18 protein-coding genes are annotated in these 20634 nt (G+C 72.2%); 12 read left to right on the top strand and 6 right to left on the bottom strand.

Features of this window, described 5'->3' with window-relative positions; all coding sequences use genetic code 11:
- Positions 1-9: 9 nt before the first annotated feature.
- Genes Q392_RS05920 through iaaH form a run of 5 tightly spaced genes read right to left on the bottom strand, consistent with a single transcriptional unit; the run spans position 10 to position 5920 of the window.
- Positions 10-705, bottom strand: a complete 696-nt coding sequence (locus tag Q392_RS05920; RefSeq protein WP_038203025.1) for an ABC transporter ATP-binding protein — start codon at positions 703-705, stop codon at positions 10-12.
- Positions 702-2486: a branched-chain amino acid ABC transporter ATP-binding protein/permease gene (locus Q392_RS05925; protein ID WP_084216875.1), complete on the bottom strand. Its 1785-nt coding sequence runs from the start codon at positions 2484-2486 to the stop codon at positions 702-704. The genes Q392_RS05920 and Q392_RS05925 overlap by 4 nt, the downstream gene beginning before the upstream one ends.
- Positions 2464-3318 (bottom strand): branched-chain amino acid ABC transporter permease, encoded by an 855-nt coding sequence (locus Q392_RS05930; protein ID WP_038203027.1) that lies wholly within the window; start codon positions 3316-3318, stop codon positions 2464-2466. The genes Q392_RS05925 and Q392_RS05930 overlap by 23 nt, the downstream gene beginning before the upstream one ends.
- A 4-nt stretch (positions 3319-3322) precedes the next feature.
- Positions 3323-4474 carry a substrate-binding domain-containing protein gene (locus Q392_RS05935; protein ID WP_038203030.1) on the bottom strand — a complete coding sequence of 384 codons (1152 nt, stop codon included), beginning with the start codon at positions 4472-4474 and terminating at the stop codon, positions 3323-3325.
- Between the two features lie 42 nt (positions 4475-4516).
- The gene (iaaH, locus tag Q392_RS05940) at positions 4517-5920 is read right to left on the bottom strand and encodes an indoleacetamide hydrolase (protein WP_038203033.1); all 1404 of its coding nucleotides are present in this window, start codon (positions 5918-5920) and stop codon (positions 4517-4519) included.
- Positions 5921-6082: 162 nt separating this feature from the next.
- On the opposite strand from iaaH, the gene Q392_RS05945 reads away from it, so the two are divergent.
- Positions 6083-6886 carry a helix-turn-helix transcriptional regulator gene (locus Q392_RS05945; protein WP_038203036.1) on the top strand — a complete coding sequence of 268 codons (804 nt, stop codon included), beginning with the start codon at positions 6083-6085 and terminating at the stop codon, positions 6884-6886.
- Between the two features lie 27 nt (positions 6887-6913).
- Here the strand turns inward: Q392_RS05945 and Q392_RS05950 are convergent, their stop codons facing one another.
- Positions 6914-7834, bottom strand: coding sequence for a LysR family transcriptional regulator (locus Q392_RS05950; protein ID WP_038203039.1), 921 nt, complete (start codon positions 7832-7834; stop codon positions 6914-6916).
- Positions 7835-7953: 119 nt separating this feature from the next.
- On the opposite strand from Q392_RS05950, the gene Q392_RS05955 reads away from it, so the two are divergent.
- Genes Q392_RS05955 through Q392_RS06005 form a run of 11 tightly spaced genes read left to right on the top strand, consistent with a single transcriptional unit; the run spans position 7954 to position 20625 of the window.
- Positions 7954-10107: a thiamine pyrophosphate-dependent enzyme gene (locus Q392_RS05955; protein ID WP_038203042.1), complete on the top strand. Its 2154-nt coding sequence runs from the start codon at positions 7954-7956 to the stop codon at positions 10105-10107.
- Between the two features lie 43 nt (positions 10108-10150).
- Positions 10151-11305: a mandelate racemase/muconate lactonizing enzyme family protein gene (locus tag Q392_RS05960; protein WP_038203044.1), complete on the top strand. Its 1155-nt coding sequence runs from the start codon at positions 10151-10153 to the stop codon at positions 11303-11305.
- 56 nt (positions 11306-11361) lie between these two features.
- On the top strand, positions 11362-12330 hold the full coding sequence (locus Q392_RS05965; RefSeq protein ID WP_038203046.1) for a tripartite tricarboxylate transporter substrate binding protein: 969 nt from the start codon (positions 11362-11364) through the stop codon (positions 12328-12330).
- Positions 12327-13859 (top strand): indolepyruvate oxidoreductase subunit beta family protein, encoded by a 1533-nt coding sequence (locus tag Q392_RS05970; protein WP_038203049.1) that lies wholly within the window; start codon positions 12327-12329, stop codon positions 13857-13859. Before Q392_RS05965 ends, Q392_RS05970 begins: the two co-directional genes overlap by 4 nt.
- Positions 13860-13907: 48 nt before the next feature.
- Positions 13908-15068 carry an ABC transporter substrate-binding protein gene (locus Q392_RS05975; RefSeq protein ID WP_211260203.1) on the top strand — a complete coding sequence of 387 codons (1161 nt, stop codon included), beginning with the start codon at positions 13908-13910 and terminating at the stop codon, positions 15066-15068.
- A 26-nt stretch (positions 15069-15094) separates the two neighbouring features.
- Positions 15095-16258, top strand: a complete 1164-nt coding sequence (locus tag Q392_RS05980) for an alpha-hydroxy acid oxidase (RefSeq protein ID WP_051952964.1) — start codon at positions 15095-15097, stop codon at positions 16256-16258.
- The gene (locus Q392_RS05985; RefSeq protein WP_038203052.1) at positions 16251-17123 is read left to right on the top strand and encodes a branched-chain amino acid ABC transporter permease; all 873 of its coding nucleotides are present in this window, start codon (positions 16251-16253) and stop codon (positions 17121-17123) included. The genes Q392_RS05980 and Q392_RS05985 overlap by 8 nt, the downstream gene beginning before the upstream one ends.
- Positions 17120-18052 carry a branched-chain amino acid ABC transporter permease gene (locus Q392_RS05990; protein WP_038203055.1) on the top strand — a complete coding sequence of 311 codons (933 nt, stop codon included), beginning with the start codon at positions 17120-17122 and terminating at the stop codon, positions 18050-18052. Before Q392_RS05985 ends, Q392_RS05990 begins: the two co-directional genes overlap by 4 nt.
- The gene (locus Q392_RS05995; RefSeq protein ID WP_038203060.1) at positions 18052-18801 is read left to right on the top strand and encodes an ABC transporter ATP-binding protein; all 750 of its coding nucleotides are present in this window, start codon (positions 18052-18054) and stop codon (positions 18799-18801) included. The genes Q392_RS05990 and Q392_RS05995 overlap by 1 nt, the downstream gene beginning before the upstream one ends.
- An 8-nt stretch (positions 18802-18809) precedes the next feature.
- A complete protein-coding gene (locus Q392_RS06000) occupies positions 18810-19532 on the top strand; it encodes an ABC transporter ATP-binding protein (protein ID WP_038203065.1) in 723 nt (240 codons plus the stop codon).
- 16 nt (positions 19533-19548) lie between these two features.
- Entirely contained in the window at positions 19549-20625 is a 1077-nt protein-coding gene (locus Q392_RS06005) for an enolase C-terminal domain-like protein (RefSeq protein ID WP_038203070.1), read from the top strand.
- The last annotated feature ends 9 nt before the right edge of the window (positions 20626-20634 follow it).

The raw sequence follows: 20634 nt of genomic DNA on the forward strand, positions 1-20634 counted from the left end.
CGCCCGGCCTCACACCACCAGGTGCCGTTCCAGCGCGTCGCGGTCCAGCGCGCGCATGTCGCCGGCGAGCACCGGCTCGCCGTGGTCGAGCACCAGGATGTGCGTGGCGACGGCCTCCAGGAAGCTCAGGTTCTGCTCGACCACGACGAAGCCGCGGCCGGTGCCGGCCGCTTCATTGACCAGGGCGGCCATCCGGTCGATGTTCTCCGGCTGCACGCCTTCGGTGGGCTCGTCGAGCATCGACAGCGGCGCACCCAGCGCCAGCGTGCGCGCGAAGGACAGCAGCTTGCGCTCGCCGCCGCTGAGCGAGCCGGCGCGCTGCCGGCGCCTTTCCTCCAGCCGCGGGAAGGCCTGGAGCAGGGACCGGTAGCGGCCGTCGCGCCGCCCGCGCACGTGAAGCCACAGGTTCTCGTCGACGCTCAGCTCGCCGAACACGACGTTCTCCTGCGGCGCATAGGCGATGCCCGCGCCCAGCCGCGCGTGCGGCGGCAGCGCCGCGAGGTCCCGCCCGCCCCAGCGCACCGACCCGCCCGCCAGCGGCAGGAAGCCGGCCAGGGCCTTCATCAGCGTGCTCTTGCCCACGCCGTTGCGCCCCAGGACGCCCAGCACCTGCCCGGGGGCGACCTCGCCCGAGACGCCGCGCACGACGATGGTGTCGCCGTAGCCGCAGGCGACGTCGCTGAAGTGCAGGGTGCCCGGCGTCATTTCCTCGCTCCCGCGTACACGGCCCGCACCGCCGGGTCGGCCTGGATCGCCGCCAGGAAACCTTGCGCGAGCAGCCGGCCCTGGTGCAGCACGAAGACCTCGCCGCCGAGCGCCGAGACGGCCGCCAGGTCGTGCTCGATCAGCAGCGCCGCGGCGCCCACGCGGTCGATCGCATGGCGGATCACCTCGATCATCCGGTGCGTCTCGGCCGGCGACAGGCCGGCGCAGGGCTCGTCGAGCAGCACCAGGTGCGGCTCGGGCAGCATCGTCATGACGAACTCCAGCGCCTGGCGCTGCCCCTGCGAGAGGCGGCCGGCGGGCGTGTCCTGCTGCCGCGCCAGTTCCGGGAAGCGGCCGAGCAGGTCGTCCAGCAGCGGCGTGCGCCAGCCGAAGGCCGCGGTGCGCAGCGCGTCGGGCCCGCGCAGCCGCCCGGCCCAGAGCGCGACCTGGAGGTTCTGCGCCACATCGAGATCGGGGAACACGGTGGGGATCTGCAGCTTGCGGCCCACGCCGCGGCGCGCCACCTGCCACGCGACGCTGCCCGTGATGTCGCGCCCGGCCAGCCGGATGCGGCCGCCGCGCACCGGCAGCCGCCCCGTCATGGCGTTGAAGGCCGAGGTCTTGCCGGCGCCGTTCGGGCCGATCACGGCGCGGATGCCGGGGCCGCCGAGCGAGAAGCTCAGGCCGTCGAGGATGCGCACGCCCGACTGGCTGCACCGCACGTCCTCGCAGCGCAGGTCGGGCACCTCCCGCGGCGCGCGCGAGGCGGGCGCCGGCGAAGGCGCGGGCGGCGCATAGGCCAGCAGCCGGGCGGCGCGCGCGGCCGCCAGGCCGGCCAGCCCTTCGGGCAGGAAGCGCACCACGGCGATGAACAGCGCGCCGACCAGCACCTCCCAGTAGGCGAAGTGGTCGCGCAGCTCCGAGGAGGCATAGCCGACCAGCACCGCGCCCAGCATCGCGCCCAGCGGGCTCGACTTGCCGCCCACCGCCGCCCAGATCACGAACTCGGTCGAGAGCACGAAGCTCATCGCCTGCGGCGTGACGATGCCCTGGTGCAGCGAGAACAGCGCGCCGGCCAGCGCCGCGAGCAGCGCCGACAGCGCGTAGGCGTTGGCCTTGATGTGGTCGGTGGCGTAGCCGAAGAGCTGCATCCGGTCCTCGCCCTGGGCGATGGCCGTCCACAGCACGCCGAGCGGGCGGCGGATCAGCACGCCCAGCACGGCGGTGGACAGCACGGCCATGGCGGCGACCAGCCAGTAGAAGGTGCCGTAGCGGTCCAGGCCCGGCAGCTCGGGGATGTCGCCCAGGCCGTTGAAGCCGCCCGTCACGCTGCTCCACTGCTGTGCGGCCAGGAAGCCGAGCATGGTCATCGCCAGCGTGATGAGCGAGAAGTACGGCCCGCTGCGCAGGCTGCGCGCGAAGACCAGCCGCGCGACGCACCAGGCCAGCGCGGCCGGCAGCGCGAGCGCGGCCGCCAGCCCGAGCAGCCACAGCGGCTGCGCCGTTGCCGCCTTGAGCGAACCGCCGGCCAGGTACGCGCCCAGCCCGAAGAACAGCGCATGGCCCAGCGGCAGGAAGCCCAGGCGGCCCCAGCACAGCGCCACGCCCTGCGTCGCGATGCCGTAGATCAGGAACAGCGCGATCTGGTAGGCCAGGAAGTCGCTGCCCAGCACCGGCACCAGCGCCAGGCCGGCGGCCAGCGCCGCGGCGGGCCAGAGCGCGCGGCCGGCCGCGCGGCGCGGCCGCGTGCCCGCGTCGTCAGCGGCGAGAGAAGAGGCCATCGGGCTTGAGCCACAGGAACAGGATGGAGATCACCAGCACCACGGCATAGCCGCTGGTCTGGCCCGAGATGCTGCTGACCACGGCCTGCGAGCCGCCGATCACCCCGACGCCGCCGAGCAGGCCGCCCAGGCTGCCCAGGCCGCCGACCACCAGGACGAAGAAGGCGTCGAGCAGATAGTCCACGCCGATGCCCGGCTCGATGCGCACCAGCGGCGCCAGCAGCACGCCCGCCGCGCCCGCCAGCACCACGCCGACGACGAAGGTCTGCGATGCGAGGCGCCGCGTGTCGATGCCCAGGGCCTGCGCGAGCACGGGGTTGCCGGTCATCGCGCGCACGCGCAGCCCGGCCGTGCTGCGCCGGTACCACACGTACAGCGCGGCCATCAGCACGACGGCCAGCACGATCAGGCCGATACGGTAGACCGGGTACTGGGTGGCGCCGATGGCCATCGGCGTGGCGAGGCTGCTCTCCACGTTGCGGTAGCCCTTGCCCCAGATCGCCTCCACCGTCTTGCGCATGAGCATCGCCAGCGCCCAGGTGGCCAGCAGCGTGTCGAAGGGGCGTGCGTACAGCGGCCGCACCAGCCAGCGCTCCACCGCCCAGCCGAGCGCGGCGCACACCGCCACGGCCAGCGGGAAGGCCGCGACGATCGGCCAGCCGAGTTGCTGCACGGTCACCACGCAGTAGGCGCCGATCATCACGAACTCGCCGTGCGCCATGTTCAACACGCCCAGCAGGCCGAAGACCACGGCCAGGCCGAGCGTGGTGAGCGTGAGCGTCGCCAGCTCGTAGGCGATGTTCAGGCCGTGCAGGAGAAGGCTGGCGTCCACGGCCTCACACCTTGCAGCTCTGGCCGGAGCTCACGCGCGGGAAGGTCTTGACCACGCGGAAGCCCTTGGCATCGACGTCGGCCACGTAGACGTCCTGCTCCACGTGGCGCGATTTCATCGTCACGGCGCCGCGCGGGCCGTCGTAGCCGGCGCCCTCGCTGGCGGCCTCCAGCTTGGCGACGTCCAGCGAACCGGCCTTCTTCGCGATCGCCTCCAGCATCAGGAAGCCCTCGTAGGTGGACTCGGCCAGGCCGTTGAGGGCCGGTGCCTGCGGGCCGAAGCGCCTGGCGTAGGCCTGCGCGAAGTCCCTGGCCGTCGGCGTCTCGATGTTGGCGAAGTAGCCGGCGCTGGAATAGAGGTTCTTCGCGTTGGCCAGGCCGATGCCGGCCAGCGTGTTCTCCTCGATCAGCGTGCCCAGGCGCAGCGCCTTGTCGGCCAGGCCGAAGCTGGCGAAGGCCTTGTTGAAGCCGACCGAGGCGCCGCCCACCAGCGAGACCAGCACGGCGTCGGCGCCGCTGTCGCGGATGCGCGCCAGGCTGGCGTCGAAGTTGTCGACGGTGAAGGGCAGGTACTCGTCGCCCACCACGCTGGCGCCGGTCTGGGCGATGTAGCCCTTGGCGGCGGCGTTGGTGTTGCGGCCCCAGATGTAGTCGTTGCCGATCAGGTACCACTTGCTCGGCTTGCGCTCGGCGGCGATCCAGGGGATCACCGGCTGAAGCTGCTGCTGGGGCGTCTCGCCGTTCATGTAGGTGCCCCTGGCGCACTCGCCGCCTTCGTAGACGGGCGTGTAGAAGTAGGGCACCTGGCCCTTGAACAGGCCGACCAGCGCGCCGCGCACGGCGCTGTCGTGCATGCCGATCACGGCGCCCGCGCCCGACCCCTTCCACAGCTTGAGCGCGGCCTGCGAGGCCTCGGCGGGCGCCAGCCCGGCGTCGCCGAACAGCAGTTCGAGCTTGCGGCCCAGGATGCCGCCGCGGGCGTTGATGGTCTCCGCCGCGAGTTCGGCGCAGGCCTTGGAGGAGGGGCCGAACAGGCCGGCCGGCCCGCTCAGCGTGGTCATGACGGCCACCTTGAGCGGGCTGGCGGCCCAGGCGCGCGGCAGCGCGGCGACGGCCGTGGCAGCGGTGGCGGACTGGAGGAAGTGGCGGCGGTCCATCGTGTGCTCCTGGAAGGGGGAAGGGAATGGGAGGAGGCCGGCTCAGCGCACGGGCGCCGGCGGCATGGGGGGAAGGGCCGCCTCGACGGCGCGGCCGATCGCCAGCAGGTGCCGGTCGCTGCCGGCGGGCCCGTCGAGCGCGAGGCCGGCCGGCAGCCCGCCCGCCAGCCCGATGGGCAGCGACAGGCCCGGGATGCCGGCGTTGCTGCCCGGATCGGTGTTGCGGATGAAGGTCGCGAAGGTGGGGCAGGCGCGGCCGTTGTGCATGACGGTCTCGTCGTCGCCGATGCGCGCGGCGGTGGCCGGCGTGGTCGGGAACACCAGGGCCGGCACCCCGCTGGCGGCGAAGGCGTCGCGGTACAGCGCCTGCAGGCGCCGGCGCGCCTGCAGCGCCTGGGCGTAGGCCGCCTCGGGCACGGCGCCTGCGCCGAGCAGCGGCGCGGCGATGGCGGCCACGTCGGGGCTGCCGATGCCGCGCACCACTTCCTCGAAGCTCACGCCGCGCGCTTCCTCGGCGAGGTAGCGCGTCATGTCGCGCACGAACTCGAACAGCGCGACGACGAAGCTCACCTCGGCGTCGAGCGCCTCGATGCCGGGCAGGGCCACCGGGACGAACTCCACGCCGGCGCGGCGCAGGGTGTCGAGGGCCTCGCGCGCGCTGCGTTCGACGCCCGGCTCCAGGTCGCTCCAGAACATTTCCTGGGGGAGGCCCAGCTTCAGGCCGCGAAGCGGTACGTCGGCCAGCAGCGTTGCGTCTTGCGCGAGCACGCTGTCCAACAAGGCCAGGTCCGCCACGCTGCGCGCCAGCGGGCCGGCGGTGTCGCGCGTGGTCGAGATCGGGGCCAGGCCCTGTCCGCCGACGCGGCCCGCCGTCGGCCGCAGCCCGCTCACGCCGCACAGCGCCGCCGGCACGCGCACCGAGCCGCCGGTGTCGGTGCCGATGGCGGCCGGCACCAGCCGCGCCGCCACGGCCGCGCCGCAGCCGCCGCTGCTGCCGCCCGGGATGCGCGAGGCGTCCCAGGGGTTGTGCACGGCGCCGGTCACGGCGTTGTTGGACGAGATGCCGAAGGCCAATTCGTGCATGCCCAGCTTGCCGGTGATGAGCGCACCCGCGGCGCGCAGGCGGTGCACCAGCGCGGCATCGTTCGCGACGACGTGCCCGTGCAGCGCGTGGGTGCCGTTGCCGCAGGGCAGTCCCGCGGCGTGGATGTTGTCCTTCAGCGCGATCGGCACGCCCAGCAGCGGCAGGCGCTCGCCCGCGTCCAGCCGCGCCTGCGCGGCCCGGGCCTGCTGCCGCAGGCCCGCTTCGTCGAACGCGACATAGCAGTTCAGCGTCTCGGCGGCGCGCGTGCGCTCGATCCATCGGTCGACGAGGTCGGTGCAGCGGGCTGTGCCGCCGGCGAGCGCGTCGCGCACGTCGGTGGCGGTGCAGTCAATGAGGTCCATAGCGCTTTCTCCGGAATCGGAGCGCAAGCGTAGGCAGTGCCTTCGCCGCGGACACCTAGCAGGATCGTTAGGGGTTGCTCGGGTCAGTACGGATACGCGCGGGGCGGCACCTGCCTAAGATCGTGCGCCCACGGCCTGCACGATCCTTGCTAGAGACCCGCCATGCACTTGTCTTCCAATCAGTCCCGGGCGCTGGGCGAGGTGATGTGCCTGCTGGCGGACGCCACGGACGGCGACGCGCTGCGCGACGCGCTGGCCCTGCCGATGCTCGATCTGCTCGGCGCCGACCAGTACGTCTCGATGGTCTGGAATGCGGGCTCGGGACGCTTCGAGCGCTTCGCGGCGCTGAACATGTCCACCGCCCTTCTGCGCGAATGGGATGCCTACTACCGCTTCGTCGATCCGCTGACCTTCCCCATGATGGAGCGGCGGCGGCCCACGGTGGCCACCCAGATCCTGACGCAGCCCGTGCTGTCGCGCACGGAGTTCTTCAACGACTTCCTGCGGCGCGAGCGCATGCACTGGGGCGTCAACGTCTACTTCCACGAGAAGGAGGCGTGCGTCGGCGACATGCGCATCTGGCGCCGCGCGGAGCGCGGCAACTTCGAGTCCAACGAGGTCGAGCTGCTGCGCATGGTCGAGCCGGCCATCGCCGCGGCGCTGGGGCGCCTGCACTGGGCGCAGGCCGGCGCGCCCTGCGCGCAGGCCACGCAGACCGCCGAGGAACTGCTGCAGCGCCATGCCCGCCTCAGCCAGCGCGAGGCCGAGGTGGCCTGGCTGGTGGCCTGCGGCTGCCCGGACAAGCAGATCGCGCGGCGCCTGGAGGTGGGCTACCCCACCGTCCGCTTCCACCTGGCGAACGCGTTCCGCAAGCTGTCGGCGGACAACCGCACCGCGCTGGCCTCGCGCGTGCAGGCCATCGTCGACGCGCGCCGTGTCGAGCTGGGCCGCACCGCCATCAACTAGCGCGACGCTGCCCCGCCGCCGCAGCGGTCAGAGCTTCTTGAGCGTCGCCGCGACCTGCTCGCGCATCCAGCGGTGGGCCGGGTTGTCCTGGTGGCGCGCGGTCCAGTGCATGCGTACCTCGAAGTGCGGGATGGACGCGGGGATGGGCAGCGCCTTCATGCCGCCGCGGGCGACGAACAGCCGCGCCACGCGCACCGGCAGGACGACCAGCAGGTCGGTGTCGGCCACCAGGTAGGGCAGCACGCTGAACTGCGGCACGCGCGCCACGACGTTGCGCACGATGCCCTGGCCGGCCAGGATGCCGTCGATCAGCGTGTGGCCGGAGGCCGGCGAGTTGACCTGCACGTGCCGGGCGCGCGCGAAGTCCTCCACCGACATGCTCCTGCCGATCGTGGGATGGTTCCTGGCCATCAGGCAGACGTAGTGCTCCTCGAAGAGCGGCAGCGTGCGCGTGCTGGGCAGCAGCTCGGGCATGTTGCCGACGGCGAGGTCGACGGCGCCCGTCGTCAGGTCTTCCGGCAGCGCGGGCGTGGGCTGCGCGATGTCGACCTGGATGTGCGGCGCCAGCGCCTGCAGGCGCTTCAGCAGGGGCGGCGTGAAGTACAGCGCCCCGATGTCCGACATGGCGATGCGGAAGCGCCGCGTCGAGTGCGCGGCATCGAAGGAGCGCGTCTCCTCCAGCGTCGCCTCGATGCGCATCAGCGCGTCCTTGAGCGTGGGGTAGAGCTGCTCGCACAGGGCCGTCGGCACGAGCCCGGCGGCGCCGCGCGTGAACAGCCGGTCGGCATAGCCGGTGCGAAGGCGTGCGAGCGCGTGGCTCACGGTCGGCTGCGTCAGGTCCAGCCGGTCGCCGGCCAGCGTGACGCTGCGCGTCTCGTAGATGGCCACGAACACCCGGACCAGGTTCAGGTCCAGGCGCGAGGCGTCGGGCGGTGCATCGGGGTTCATTCGTTTCTTCGATATGTAACACACGCAGAATCGATTTGTCGAATGTGCGTCTGTTCCTAGCATTCAGCCCACGGCAAGGAAACCCCACGTTCCGCCGGAGCACAAGGAGACAGAAACACATGGAGCGCTCGTTCAGCGCAGAAGTCCGATCGCTTTCGCTGGGCGCAGGCGAGGCGTTCCACGGCGAGGGCATCCTCGCGGTGACCAAGGCCCTGCTGCAATCCGGCGTGAGCTACATCGGCGGCTACCAGGGCGCGCCGGTCTCCCACCTCATCGACGTGCTCGGCGATGCGCAGGGCCTGCTCGACGAGCTGGGCATCCACTTCGAGCCGGCGGCCTCCGAGGCGGGCGCGGCCGCCATGCTCGGCGCCTCGATCAACTACCCGGTGCGCGGCGCCGTCACGTGGAAGTCCACGGTGGGCACCAACGTCGCGTCCGACGCGCTGTCGAACCTGGCGTCGGCGGGCGTGCGCGGCGGCGCGCTGGTCATCCTCGGCGAGGACTACGGCGAGGGCTCCAGCATCATCCAGGAGCGCACGCACGCCTTCGCCATGAAGTCGCAGATCTGGCTGATGGACCCGCGGCCCAACCTGGCGTCGATCGTGGACGCGGTGGAGAAGAGCTTCGAACTCTCCGAAGCCAGCCAGACGCCGGTGATGCTGCAGTTGCGCATCCGCGCCTGCCACGTGCACGGCCACTTCGTCTGCAAGGACAACCGCGCGCCCGCCATCTCCACCCGGAACGGCCTGGACGTGCCCGCCTTCGACTACGGCAAGGTCAACCTGCCGCCGTCCATCTACGAGCACGAGCGCCAGAAGATCGAGGAGCGCTGGCCCGCGGCGGTGGACTTCATCCGCGCGCAGCGCCTCAACGAGGTGTTCGACGGGCCGGTCGGCGAGGTCGGGCTGGTGGTGCCGGGCGGCCTGTACAACGGCGTGATCCGCGCGCTGCAGCTGCTCGGCCTGGCCGATGCGTTCGGCCAGTCGCAGTTGCCGATCTACGTGATGAACGTGGTCTATCCGCTGGTGCCGGAGGAGCTGATCGGCTTCTGCGCCGGCAAGCGGGCGGTGCTGATGGTCGAGGAGGGCCAGCCCAACTACCTGGAGGACGCGGTGCACGCGATCCTGCGCCGCGCCGGCGCCGACACCCGCGTGTTCGGCAAGGACGTGTTCCCGCTGGCCGGCGAGTACACCGGCGAGGTGATGGTGCGCGGCCTCTCGGCCTTCCTGGCGCAGGCGCGGCCCGCCGGCATCGACGCCGCCGGCGCCGGTGCGAAGCACGAGGCGCTGGCCGCCATCAGGGCGCAGGCGGCCGAGGCGCTGGGCACGCCGGTGCCCAACCGCCCGCCGGGCTTCTGCGTCGGCTGCCCGGAGCGGCCCGTGTTCGCGGCGATGAAGCTGCTGCAGAAGGAACTCGGGCAGGTGCACGTGAACGCCGACATCGGCTGCCACACCTTCGGCACGCTGCCGCCCTTCAACACCGGCAGCACCGTGCTGGGCTACGGCCTGGGCCTCGCCAGCTCGTCCGGCGTCGGCCCGCTGATGTCGCGGCGCACCGTCAGCATCATGGGCGACGGCGGCTTCTGGCACAACGGCTTCACCAGCGGCGTGGTCAACGCCGTCTACAACGGGCAGGACTCGGTCCTCATCATCCTGCAGAACGGCTACACCTCGGCCACCGGCACGCAGGCCATTCCCTCGTCGCCCTCGCAGCCGGCCTCCAGGCCGCTCACGCTGGACATCGCGCGCGCGCTGCAGGGCGTGGGCGTGCGCTGGATCCGCAAGGTGCCGAGCTACCAGGTGGACGACATGGTCGCCACGCTGCGCGAGGCCATGACCACGCAGGAGCCGGGCCTGAAGGTCATCCTGGCCGACGGCGAGTGCCAGCTGGAGCGCCAGCGGCGCAACAATCCGCGCATCGCACAGCAGCTGAAGAACGGCGAGCGCGTGGTGCGCACCCGCTTCGGCATCGACGAGACAGTGTGCACCGGCGACCACTCGTGCATCCGGCTCTCCGGCTGCCCGTCGCTGACCATCAAGCCCAACCCGAGCCCGCTGCGCACCGACCCCATCGCCACCGTCAACCAGGGCTGCGTCGGCTGCGGCCTGTGCGGCGAGAACGCCCACGCCGCCACGCTCTGCCCGTCCTTCTACAAGGCCGAGATCGTGCAGAACGCCGGCGCGGCGGAGCGCTTCCTGCACCGCATGCGCAGCCGCGTGATCGGCTGGATGGCCGGCAGCGCGCGCACGCCCGAGGCGGCGGCGCTGACCTGAAGAAGACGACCGCCGCGCAGGCGGTGAACCCGAAGGAGACATCATGAAGATCGAACGGATCACGGCCACGCCGCTGAACGTGCATTGCGACGTCGAGGTCGCCGGCGTGAAGAAGCGCACCAACCTGAGCTGCGTGGTCGTGCGCGTGGACACCGACACCGGCCTCGTTGGCTGCGGCTTCACCGCCATCACCGAGGAAGAGGTGGTGGCCTGCATCGTCAACGAGATCGCGGCGCCGGCGCTGCAGGGCCTGGACCCGCGCCGCACCGAGCAGGTCTGGGACAGGCTCTACTGGCTGCTCACCCCGCGCGGCCAGAGCGGCTACGCCTCGCACGCCATCGCCGCGCTCGACGTCGCGATGTGGGACCTGAAGGCGCAGGCCGCCGCCGAGCCGCTGTGGCGGCTGCTGGGCGGGGCGCGCGACAGCGTTCCCGTCTATGCGACCTTCGGCTTCGGCTTCCTCGAGCGCGACGCGCTGGCCGAGGCGGCGCGCCACTGGGTGGCGCAGGGCTTCACGCACCTGAAGATGACGGTGGGACAGCACGCGCTGGCCCGCCGCGACGAGCCGCGCACGCTGCGCTCGGTGATCGCCGAGGACCTGCGCCGCATCCGCGCCGTGCGCGACGCGGTGGGCGCCGAGATCGACATCGGCATCGATGCCAACTGCAGCCTCGACGCGCTGCACGCCACGGAGCTGGCCCAGGGCGCCCGGGCGCTCGGCGTCACGCTGTTCGAGGAGCCGGTGACGCACAACGACATCGGTGCGCTGCGCGAGGTGCGCACGCGCTCCGGCATCGGCCTGGCCGCCGGCCAGAACGAAGGGCTGGCGAGCCGCTTCGCGGACTTCCTGCGCGCCGGCGTGCTCGACGTGCTGCAGCCCAACGCCTGCATCAGCGGCGGCTTCACGCAGTGCCTGCGCATCGCCGGCATGGCGCAGGCGCACAACGTGGCGATCGGCAACGGCGGGACCTGGCCCTTCCACAACATGCACCTGCATGCGGGCCTCGCGCACGGCGGCTTCGTCGAATACCACCACGTGGCGGTGCTGCTGTGCCGGCAGATCTTCAGGGACCTGCCCGAGCCGGCCGGCGGCCGCATGGCCCTGCCCGACGCGCCCGGCCTGGGCTTCGCGCCCGACTGGGACGCCATCCGGCGGCTCGCCAGGGAGCCGCTCTCGCACGGCAAGGGCAAGGCCTGAGGGCACGGCGCCCACCCGGCCGGTGCGCCGGCCCGTACCTCGAAAGGAGACAGACGATGAAGAGAAGACACCTGATCGCCCTGGCGGCTGCCCTCGCGGCGCCCGTGGCAGCGATGGCCAAGGACGGCTGGCCCCACAAGCAGCCGGTGCGCCTGATCGTGCCCGCCTCGGCCGGCGGCTCGCTCGACGCGCTGACGCGGCCGCTGGCCGCGCAGCTCACCACCCTGCTGGGCCAGCAGGTGATCGTCGACAACCGCGGCGGCGCGGGCGGCGTGCTGGGCGCCGACCTCGCCGCCAAGTCCGCGCCCGACGGCTACACCTTCCTGCTGGCGGCCGTGCACCACGCGATCGCGCCGGGCGTGTACCCCAAGATGCCCTACGACTCGGCGCGCGACCTGGTCGGCGTGGCCCACATCGGCAACGTGCCCAACATGGTCGTGGTCAACGCGCAGCATCCGGCGAAGACGCTGGGCGAGTTCGTCGCCTGGGCCAAGGCCAACCCCGACAAGGTGAACTACGCCACCGGCGGCGCCGGCACCCTGATCCACATCGCCAGCGAGATGTTCGCCTCCCGGGCCGGGATCACGATGGTGCCGGTGCACTACCGCGGCAGCGCGCCGGGCATCGTCGACCTTGTGGGCGGCAACGTGCAGGTGATGTTCGAGACGCTGCCCTCGGCCGCGGTGCAGGTGCGCGGCGGCAAGCTGCGCGCGCTGGCCGTCACCTCGCCCCGGCGCAGCGCGGCCTTCCCCGACGTGCCCACGGTCGCCGAGAGCGGCTTTCCCGGCTTCGAGGCCATCACCTGGTACGGCGTGATGGCGCCGGCCGGGACGCCGCCCGAAACGGTCAAGGCCATGAACGCCGCGATCAACACCGCGCTGCAGAGCGCCCCGATCAGGAAGGCCTGGGAGACGCTGGGCGTCGAGGCCGCGCCGACGACGCCCGAGGCCTTCCAGGCGTTCTGGCTGAAGGAGATCGCGCACTGGACGGCCACCGCCAAGGCGCAGGGAGTGAAGGTCGAATGACGACCCGTTCGGTGTGCGTGCTCGTCGCCGCGATGGGCGGCGAGGGCGGCGGGGTGCTGGCCGACTGGCTGATCGATGCCGCCACCGAGATGGGCTTCCCGGTCCAGAGCACCTCGGTGCCCGGCGTCGCGCAGCGCACCGGCGCCACGACCTACTACGTCGAGATCTTCCCGGTGCCGCGCAGCGAACTGGGCGGGCGCGAGCCCGTGCTCTCGCTGACGCCCACGCCCGGGCAGCTCGACCTGGTCGCCGCCTCCGAGCTGGTGGAAGCCGGCCGCGCCATCCAGAGCGGCTACGTCGGCGCGGAGCGCACCGTGCTGGTGGCCTCGACGCACCGCGAGTTCGCGGTGTCCGAGAAGAGCGCCATGAGCGACGGCCGCTACGACAGTGCGCGCATCCTGGAGGCCGCCCAGGCCATGGCGCGGCAGTGCACCCTGTTCGACATGCGCGCGCTGGCACAGAAGCACGGCACGGTGATCAACACGGTGCTGTTCGGCGCCATGGCGCGCTCGGGGCAGCTGCCCTTCCCGCGCGAGGTCTGCGAGGCGGCCATCCGCCGCTCGGGCAAGGCGGTGGAAGCCAGCCTGCGCGGCTTCGCGGCCGGCTATGAATGGGCGCCGGGCGCCGATGCCCAGGACAGCCCGCCGGTGCATCCCAGGGCGCCGGCGAGCGCGCGGCTCGACGCCCTGCCCGAAGGCATCCGCGCCGTCGTCGCGGCCGGCGCGGCGCACACGGCCGACTTCCAGGACGCGCGCTATGCCGCGCTGTACCTCGACCGCGTCGAGCGCGTGCTCAGGGCGGAGCGGCCCGTGGGCGATCCGCAGTTCCCGGTGACGCGCGAGACGGCACGCTACCTGGCGCTGTGGATGGCCTTCGAGGACGTGATCCGCGTCGCCGACCTGAAGACCCGCAGCGACCGTCTCGCGCAGGTGAGGCGGGAGGTCGGCGCCAGGGCCGGCGAGCCGCTGCGCCTGACGGAATTCCTCAAGCCGGGCCTGGACGAGATCTGCTCGATCCTGCCCGTCGGCATGGCGGGCTGGGTGCGGCGCAGGCTGGGCGCCCGCGCGCACGCGCTGCAGAAGGGCATCCACCTGCGCTCGCACACGGTGCACGGCTTCCTGACGCTGGTGGCGCTGCGTTCGCTGCGGCCCCTGCGGCGGCGCATGTCCCGCTTCGTGCACGAGCAGCAGGCCATCGAGCGCTGGCTGCAGGCCGTGCAGGAGGCCCTGGCACGCGACCCGGCGCTGGCGCTGGAAGTGGCGCTGTGCGGCAACCTGGTCAAGGGCTATGGCGAGACCAGCGAGCGCGGGCACCGCAGCCTGGCGGCGATCCTCGACGACCTGCAGCGCCGCGCCGGCGACGGCGAGGGGGCGGCCGGGGCCGGCGCCCTCGTCATGCGTGTCCAGAGCGCTCGCAAGGCGGCGCTGGGCGATCCGGACGGCCGTGCGCTGGCCGGGGCGCTGGGGCTGCCCCGGCCCGAGCCCGTGGCCCACCCGATACGCATCGTCCGCAGGCGCCCCGCCGGCTGACGCCTTTGTTCCCTCTTCATTCCACCGACGCAGAAAAAGGAGACAAGCATGATGAAAGAACGACTGACCCGGCGCGCCCTGGCCGCCCTGGCGCTGTGCAGCCTGGCACTGATGGCCGGCCCAGCCCTGGCCCAGGGCAAGCCGATCAGGATCGGCGCCGTGGTCTCGGCCACCGGCCCGGCCTCGTTCCTGGGCGACCCGCAGCAGAAGACGCTGGAGATGGACGTCCAGAAGATCAACGCCGCCGGCGGCGTGCTGGGCCGCAAGCTCGAACTGGTGCTCTACGACGACGCGAGCGACGCCAACAAGGCCAACGCCTTCGCGCGCCGCCTGATCATCCAGGACGAGGTCGACGCCATCCTCGGCGCGTCCACCACCGGCTCGACCATGGCGATGGTGCCGCAGGTCGAGGCGGCGAAGGTGCCGAACATCTCGCTGGCCGCCGCCTCCGTCATCGTGGAGCCGGTCAAGCCCTGGGTCTTCAAGATGCCGCACTCGGACCGCATGGCCGCGCAGAAGGTGCTGGAGGAGATGAAGAAGCGCGGCTTCACGCAGTTCGCGCTGCTCTCCGACACCGGCGGCTTCGGCAAGTCCGGCCGCACCGAGACGCTGAAGATGGCCGGGACGCTGGGCATGAAGGTCGTCGAGGACCAGCAGTACGGCGAGAAGGACACCGACATGACGCCGCAGCTCACGAAGGTGAAGTCCTCGCCGGCGCAGGCGATCCTCGTGTTCGGCACCGGCCAGGCGCCGGCGATCATCGCCCGCAACTACCAGCAGCTGGGCGTGCAGCAGCCGCTGTACACCACGCACGGCCAGGCCTCCACGGAGTTCATCCGCATCGCGGGCAAGGCATCCGAGGGCGTGCGCATGCCGTCGCCGGCGTTGCTGATCGCCAAGTCCCTGCCGGCCAGCGACCCGCAGCGCGACGTCAGCGCCGACTACGTGAAGAACTACGAGGGGCAATTCAAGGCCGACGTGTCGACCTTCGGCGGCTATGCGCACGACGCGCTGCTGCTGCTGGTGGACGCGATCAAGCGCGCCGGCGGCACCGACAAGGCGAAGGTCCGCGACGCCATCGAGCAGACCAGGGGCTTCGTGGGCGTGAGCGGCATCTACACGATGTCTGCCCAGGACCACATGGGGCTGGACGTCACGGCCTTCCGCATGGTCGAGATCAGGGACGGCGCCTTCAAGGAAGTGAAGTAGGGCGGGGCGACGGAGGGAGACCACCCATGCTGCTGCGCACGGCCGATTTCAGGCGGCGGGCCCGCGCGCGCCTGCCGCGCTTCGTCTTCGACTACGTGGACGGCGGCGCGGAGGACGAGGCCTGTCTCGCCCGCAACCGCCAGGCCCTGGACGAGCTGCGGCTGGTGCCGCACGTCATGCGCGACACGCGCGAGGTGGACCTGTCGGTCGAGGTCTTCGGCAGGCGCTGGAGCATGCCCGCGGGGATCGCGCCGGTGGGCTTCGCCGGGCTGGTGCGGCCCGCCGGCGACGTGCTGCTGGCGAAGGCGGCGGCGGCGCAGGGCGTGCCCTTCGTGCTGTCCACCGCATCCAACGCGCGCCTGGAGGCCGTGCGCGCCGCCGCCCCGCAGGCGGTGCAGTGGATGCAGCTCTACGTCATGGGCGACCGCTCGATCGCCGAGCAGATCGTGCGCCGCGCGCGCGAGGCCCGCTTCGACGCCCTGGTGCTGACCGTGGACGTGGCGGTCAGCGGCATGCGCGAGCGCGACATGCGCAACGGCTTCAGGCTGCCGTTCAGGCCGGGGCTGCGCACGGCCATCGATCTTGCTGCCCATCCGGCCTGGTCGATCGCGGCGGCGCTGGCCGGCACGCCGGGCTTCGCCAACCTCGTCGAGGCCCCGTCCACGCCGGCTTCTCCGCAGGTGCAGGCGGCGCTGCTGGCGCGTGCGATGGACCGGGGGCTCACCTGGGAGAGCCTGGCGTGGCTGCGCCGGCTCTGGGACGGCCCGCTGCTGGTCAAGGGCGTGCTGGGGCCGGGCGATGCGGCCGCGGCCGTGGCGCACGGGGCGGACGGCCTCGTCGTCTCCAACCACGGCGGGCGCCAGCTCGACGTCGTGCCGGCCGCCATCTCCGCGCTGCCCGGCGTGATCGACGCGGTGCGCGGGCGGATCCCCGTCTTCGTCGACAGCGGATTCCGCCGCGGCAGCGACGTCGCCAAGGCGCTGGCGCTCGGGGCCACGGCCGCCTTCATGGGCCGCCTGCCGATCTGGGGGCTGGCCGCGGGCGGCCAGGCGGGGGTGGAACAGGCCCTCGCCCTGGTGAAGGCCGAGTTCGAGCGGACGCTGATCCTGCTGGGCGTGCCGCACGCCGACGCGCTGGCCCACGGCGGGCTCGTGTTCGATGAAAGACGCACCGGAGCTGCGGATGAATGACCTTGCACAGTTTCTTCTCTCGGGCCTGACGACGGGCGCGGTCTATGCGCTGGCGGCGCTCGGCTTCACGCTGATCTACAACGCCAGCGGCGTGATCAACTTCGCGCAGGGCGACTTCCTCATGCTCTCGGCGATGGTGGCGGCGACGCTGCTGGCGCACCAGGTGTCCTACGGCATCGCCATCGCCGTGGGCATCGCCGTCACGGTGCTGGTGGGGGTGATGCTCTACCGCTTCGCGATCCGCCCCGCGGGCGAGGCGGACGTGGTGTCGCTCATCATCATCACCATCGGCGCTTCGATCTTCATCCAAGGCGTCGTCCAGGTGGTGCTGGGCAAGAACCAGCAGGTGCTGCCGCCCTTCACCGGCGACACCCCGCTGCACGTGCTGGGCGCCCGCGTGCTGCCGCAGGCCCTGTGGGTGCTGGGCGTGGCGGCGCTGCTGGTGGCGGCCGTCGCCGGCTTCTTCCGGTACACGCTGACCGGCAAGGCGATGCTGGCGGTGGCCGCGAACCGGCTGGCGGCCAGCGCGGTCGGCATCCCGGCGCGGCGCATCCTGCAACTGTCGTTCGGGCTGTCGGCGCTGCTGGGCGCGGTGGCCGGCGTGACGGCCGCGCCGATCACCACCACGGTGTACGACATCGGCCTCATGCTGGGCATGAAGGGCTTCGTCGCCGCCACGCTGGGCGGGCTCGGCAGCGGCCTGGGCGCGGTGGTCGGCGGGCTGGTCGTGGGCGTCCTGGAGGCGCTGGTGGCGGGCTATGTCTCGTCCGCCTACAAGGACGCGGTGCCGATCGGCCTGATCATCGTGATCCTGCTCGTGATGCCGCACGGGCTGTTCGGCCGCAAGAGCACGGAGCGGGTATGAGGTTCTCCCGCTTCAGGGCGCTGCTGGCCACGGCGGCCGTGCTGCTGGTGCTGCCCTTCGTGCTGCCGAACAACTTCATGCTCGACATCGCCATCCGCATCGCCTTCGCCGCGGTGGCGGCGATCGGGCTGAACGTGCTGATGGGCTTCGCCGGGCAGATCAGCATCGGCCACGCCGGCTTCCTCGCCATCGGGGCCTACGGCAGCGCCATCGCCGCCACGCGCTTCGGCTGGCCGCCGCTGCTGGCGATCCCGGCGGCCGCGGCCCTGTGCGCCGTGCTGGCCTGGGTGATCGCCAAGCCGATCCTGCGCCTGAAGGGCCATTCGCTGACCATGGCGACGCTGGGCCTGGGCCTGATCGTCAACATCGTGCTCATCAACGAGGTGGGGGTGACGGGCGGCCCCGACGGGATGGCGGCGCCGCCGCTGGAGGCGGCCGGCTTCGCGCTGGTCGACCTCCGGCACTGGTACGTGGTCGCGGCGGTCGTGCTGTGGCTGGTCATCCTGCTGTCGCTCAACCTCTACGACTCCCCCTGCGGCCGCGCGCTGCGCGGGCTGCACGGCGCCGAGGTGGCGGCCCGCGTCGTCGGCGTGGACGTCGCGCTCTTCAAGACGCGCGCCTTCGTCATGTCGGCCGTGCTGGCGTCGGTGTCCGGCAGCCTCACGGCGCACTACGTGGGCTTCATCAGCCCGCAGATGGCCTCGTTCGCGCACTCGGTGGAACTGGCCACGATGGTGGTGCTGGGCGGCATGGCCTCGACCTTCGGCGCGGTGCTGGGCGCGGCGCTGCTGACCATGCTGCCGCAGCTGCTGGGCGGGCTGCACGGCTACGAGTCGATCCTCTTCGGCCTGATCCTGATGCTGACGATGATGTTCCTGCCGCGGGGCATCGTCCCCACCCTGGCGCTCAAGCTCGGGAGGAAGCGCTGATGCTCGCCGTCGAGTCGCTCACCAGAACCTTCGGCGGCGTGGCCGCCGTCTCCGACGTCAGCTTCTCGGTGCGCAAGGGCCACGTCCATGCGGTGATCGGCCCCAACGGCGCGGGCAAGACGACGCTGTTCAACCTCATCAGCGGCGTTTACACCCCCAGCGCCGGCACCGTGAAGCTGGACGGCGAGGACATCGGCGGGCATGCCCCCGACCAGCTGGCGCGCAAGGGGATGAGCCGGACCTTCCAGAACCTGCAAGTCTGCATGAACATGACGGCGCTGGAGAACGTGATGCTGGGCGCGCACCTGCGCTGCCGCTCCGGCATCCTGGGCTCGCTGCTCGGGCTGACCCGCCGCGCCGACGCGGCCCTGCGCGAGGCGTCGATGGCGGCGATGGACTTCGTCGGCGTGGGCGCCTGGCGCGACGCGCACGCGACGCAGTTGTCCTTCGGCGTGCTCAAGCGGCTGGAGATCGCGCGTGCGCTGCAGGCCGGGCCCCGGCTGCTGCTGCTGGACGAGCCCGCCGCGGGCCTGAACGACAGCGAGACGCACGAGATGACCGCGCTGATCCGCCGCATCGCGGAGGACGGCGTGACGGTGCTGCTGGTCGAGCACGACATGAAGATGGTGATGAGCATCTCCGACCACATCGTGGTCATGGACCAGGGCAGGAAGCTCGCCGAGGGCGACGCCGCCACCGTGCGGAAGAACCCCGACGTGATCGCCGCGTACCTGGGCGCGGAGGAGTGAGGACGGCCATGGACAAGGACGCATCGCCGCCCGTGCTGCAGGTCAGCGACCTGCGCGCGGGCTATGGACGGATCGAGGCGCTGCACGGCGTGTCGCTGCGGCTGGGGGCGGGGGAACTGGTGGCGCTGGTCGGCGCCAATGGCGCGGGCAAGACCACGCTGCTGCGCACCATCTCCGGCCTGCTGCCGGCGCGCGCCGGGCGCGTGGAATTCCTGGGGCAGGACGTCACCCGCGCGGCGCCCGACCAGCGGGTGCGCAGGGGCCTGGCGCAGGTGCTCGAAGGCCGGCAGGTCTTCGGCCCGCTGAGCGTGGAGGACAACCTGCGGCTGGGCGCCTTCGTGCACCGCGACGCGGCCGAGGAGCGCATGCGCCGGATGTACCGGCTCTTCCCCGTGCTCGAGGAGAAGAAGGACCTGCCCGCGGGCACGCTCTCGGGCGGGCAGCAGCAGATGCTGGCCATGGCGCGCGCGCTGATGAGCGGGCCGAAGGTGCTGCTGCTGGACGAGCCATCCATGGGGCTGGCGCCGCTGCTCGTGCGCGAGGTCTTCCGCGTCGTCAGGGAACTGAAGGAGCAGGGCATCCCGATCCTGCTGGTGGAGCAGAACGCCCGCGCGGCCTTGGCCATCGCCGACCGCGGCTACGTGCTGGAGACCGGGAAGGTGACGCTCGAAGGCCCCGCCCGGGCGCTGCAGGACGACGAGCGCGTCCGCTCGGCCTACCTGGGACTGTGAGAGAGGAAGAAGAAGCATGACCGACATGAAGATCAAGGCGGTCCGGGCGCGCGCTGTGAACGTGCCGCTCCAGTACCCGGTACGCACCAGCGTGGGCGTGGTGGCCACGTCGCCGCTCGTCCTGATCGACCTGGAAACCGACACGGGCGTGGTCGGGCGCTCCTACGTCTTCACCTACACGCCGCTGGCGCTCGATGCCACGCGCACGCTGGTGGCGTCCTTCGGCGACGCGATCGCCGGCAGGCCGGTGGCGCCCTTCGACGTGGACGCCTTCTTCGCCGCGCGGCTGCGGGTGGTGGGACGCACCGGCCTGGCGATGATGGCCTGCGCGGGGCTGGACATGGCGCTGTGGGACGCGCTGGCCGTCCACCGCGGCGTCCCGCTGGCGGTCCTGCTCGGCGGCGTGCCGAAGCAGATCCCGGCCTACGACAGCCACAGCATGGACGGCGAGGAACTCGGCGTGGAGCGGGCCCGGCGGTCCGTGGCCGAAGGCTACCGGGCGATCAAGACCAAGATCGGCTATCCGACGCTCGGGGAAGACCTGCGGATCGTGCGCGCGCTGCGGCGGTGCATCGGGCCGGACACGGAGCTGATGGTCGACTACAACCAGGGCCTGAGCGTGCCCGAGGCCGCGCGCCGCATCCGTGCGCTGGCCGGCGAGGGCGTCTCCTGGGTGGAGGAGCCGACCGTCCAGGAAGACCTGCAAGGACACGCCCGCCTGCGCGCCGCGGGCGTGCCCATCCAGATGGGCGAGAACTGGTGCGGCCCGGAGCAGATGCAGGCCGCCCTGCAGGCCGGCGCATGCGACCTGGCGATGCCCGACGCCATGAAGATCGGCGGCGTGACGGGATGGATGCGCGCCGCCGCGCTGGGCCAGGCCGCCGGCATCCCGATGTCGAGCCACATCTTCCAGGAGGTCAGCGTCCACCTGTTGTCGGTGACGCCGACGGCGCACTGGCTCGAACGCATGGACCTGGCCGGGCCGGTGCTGTCGGGCGGCGTGCGCTTCCAGAACGGACTGGCGATTTGCCCCGACACCCCCGGCACGGGCATCCGGTGGGACGAGGAGGCCGTGGCCCGCTTCGCGGCCTGAAGGCGCGGG

It is taken from the genome of Xenophilus azovorans DSM 13620 (assembly GCF_000745855.1).
Classification (GTDB): domain Bacteria; phylum Pseudomonadota; class Gammaproteobacteria; order Burkholderiales; family Burkholderiaceae_C; genus Xenophilus; species Xenophilus azovorans.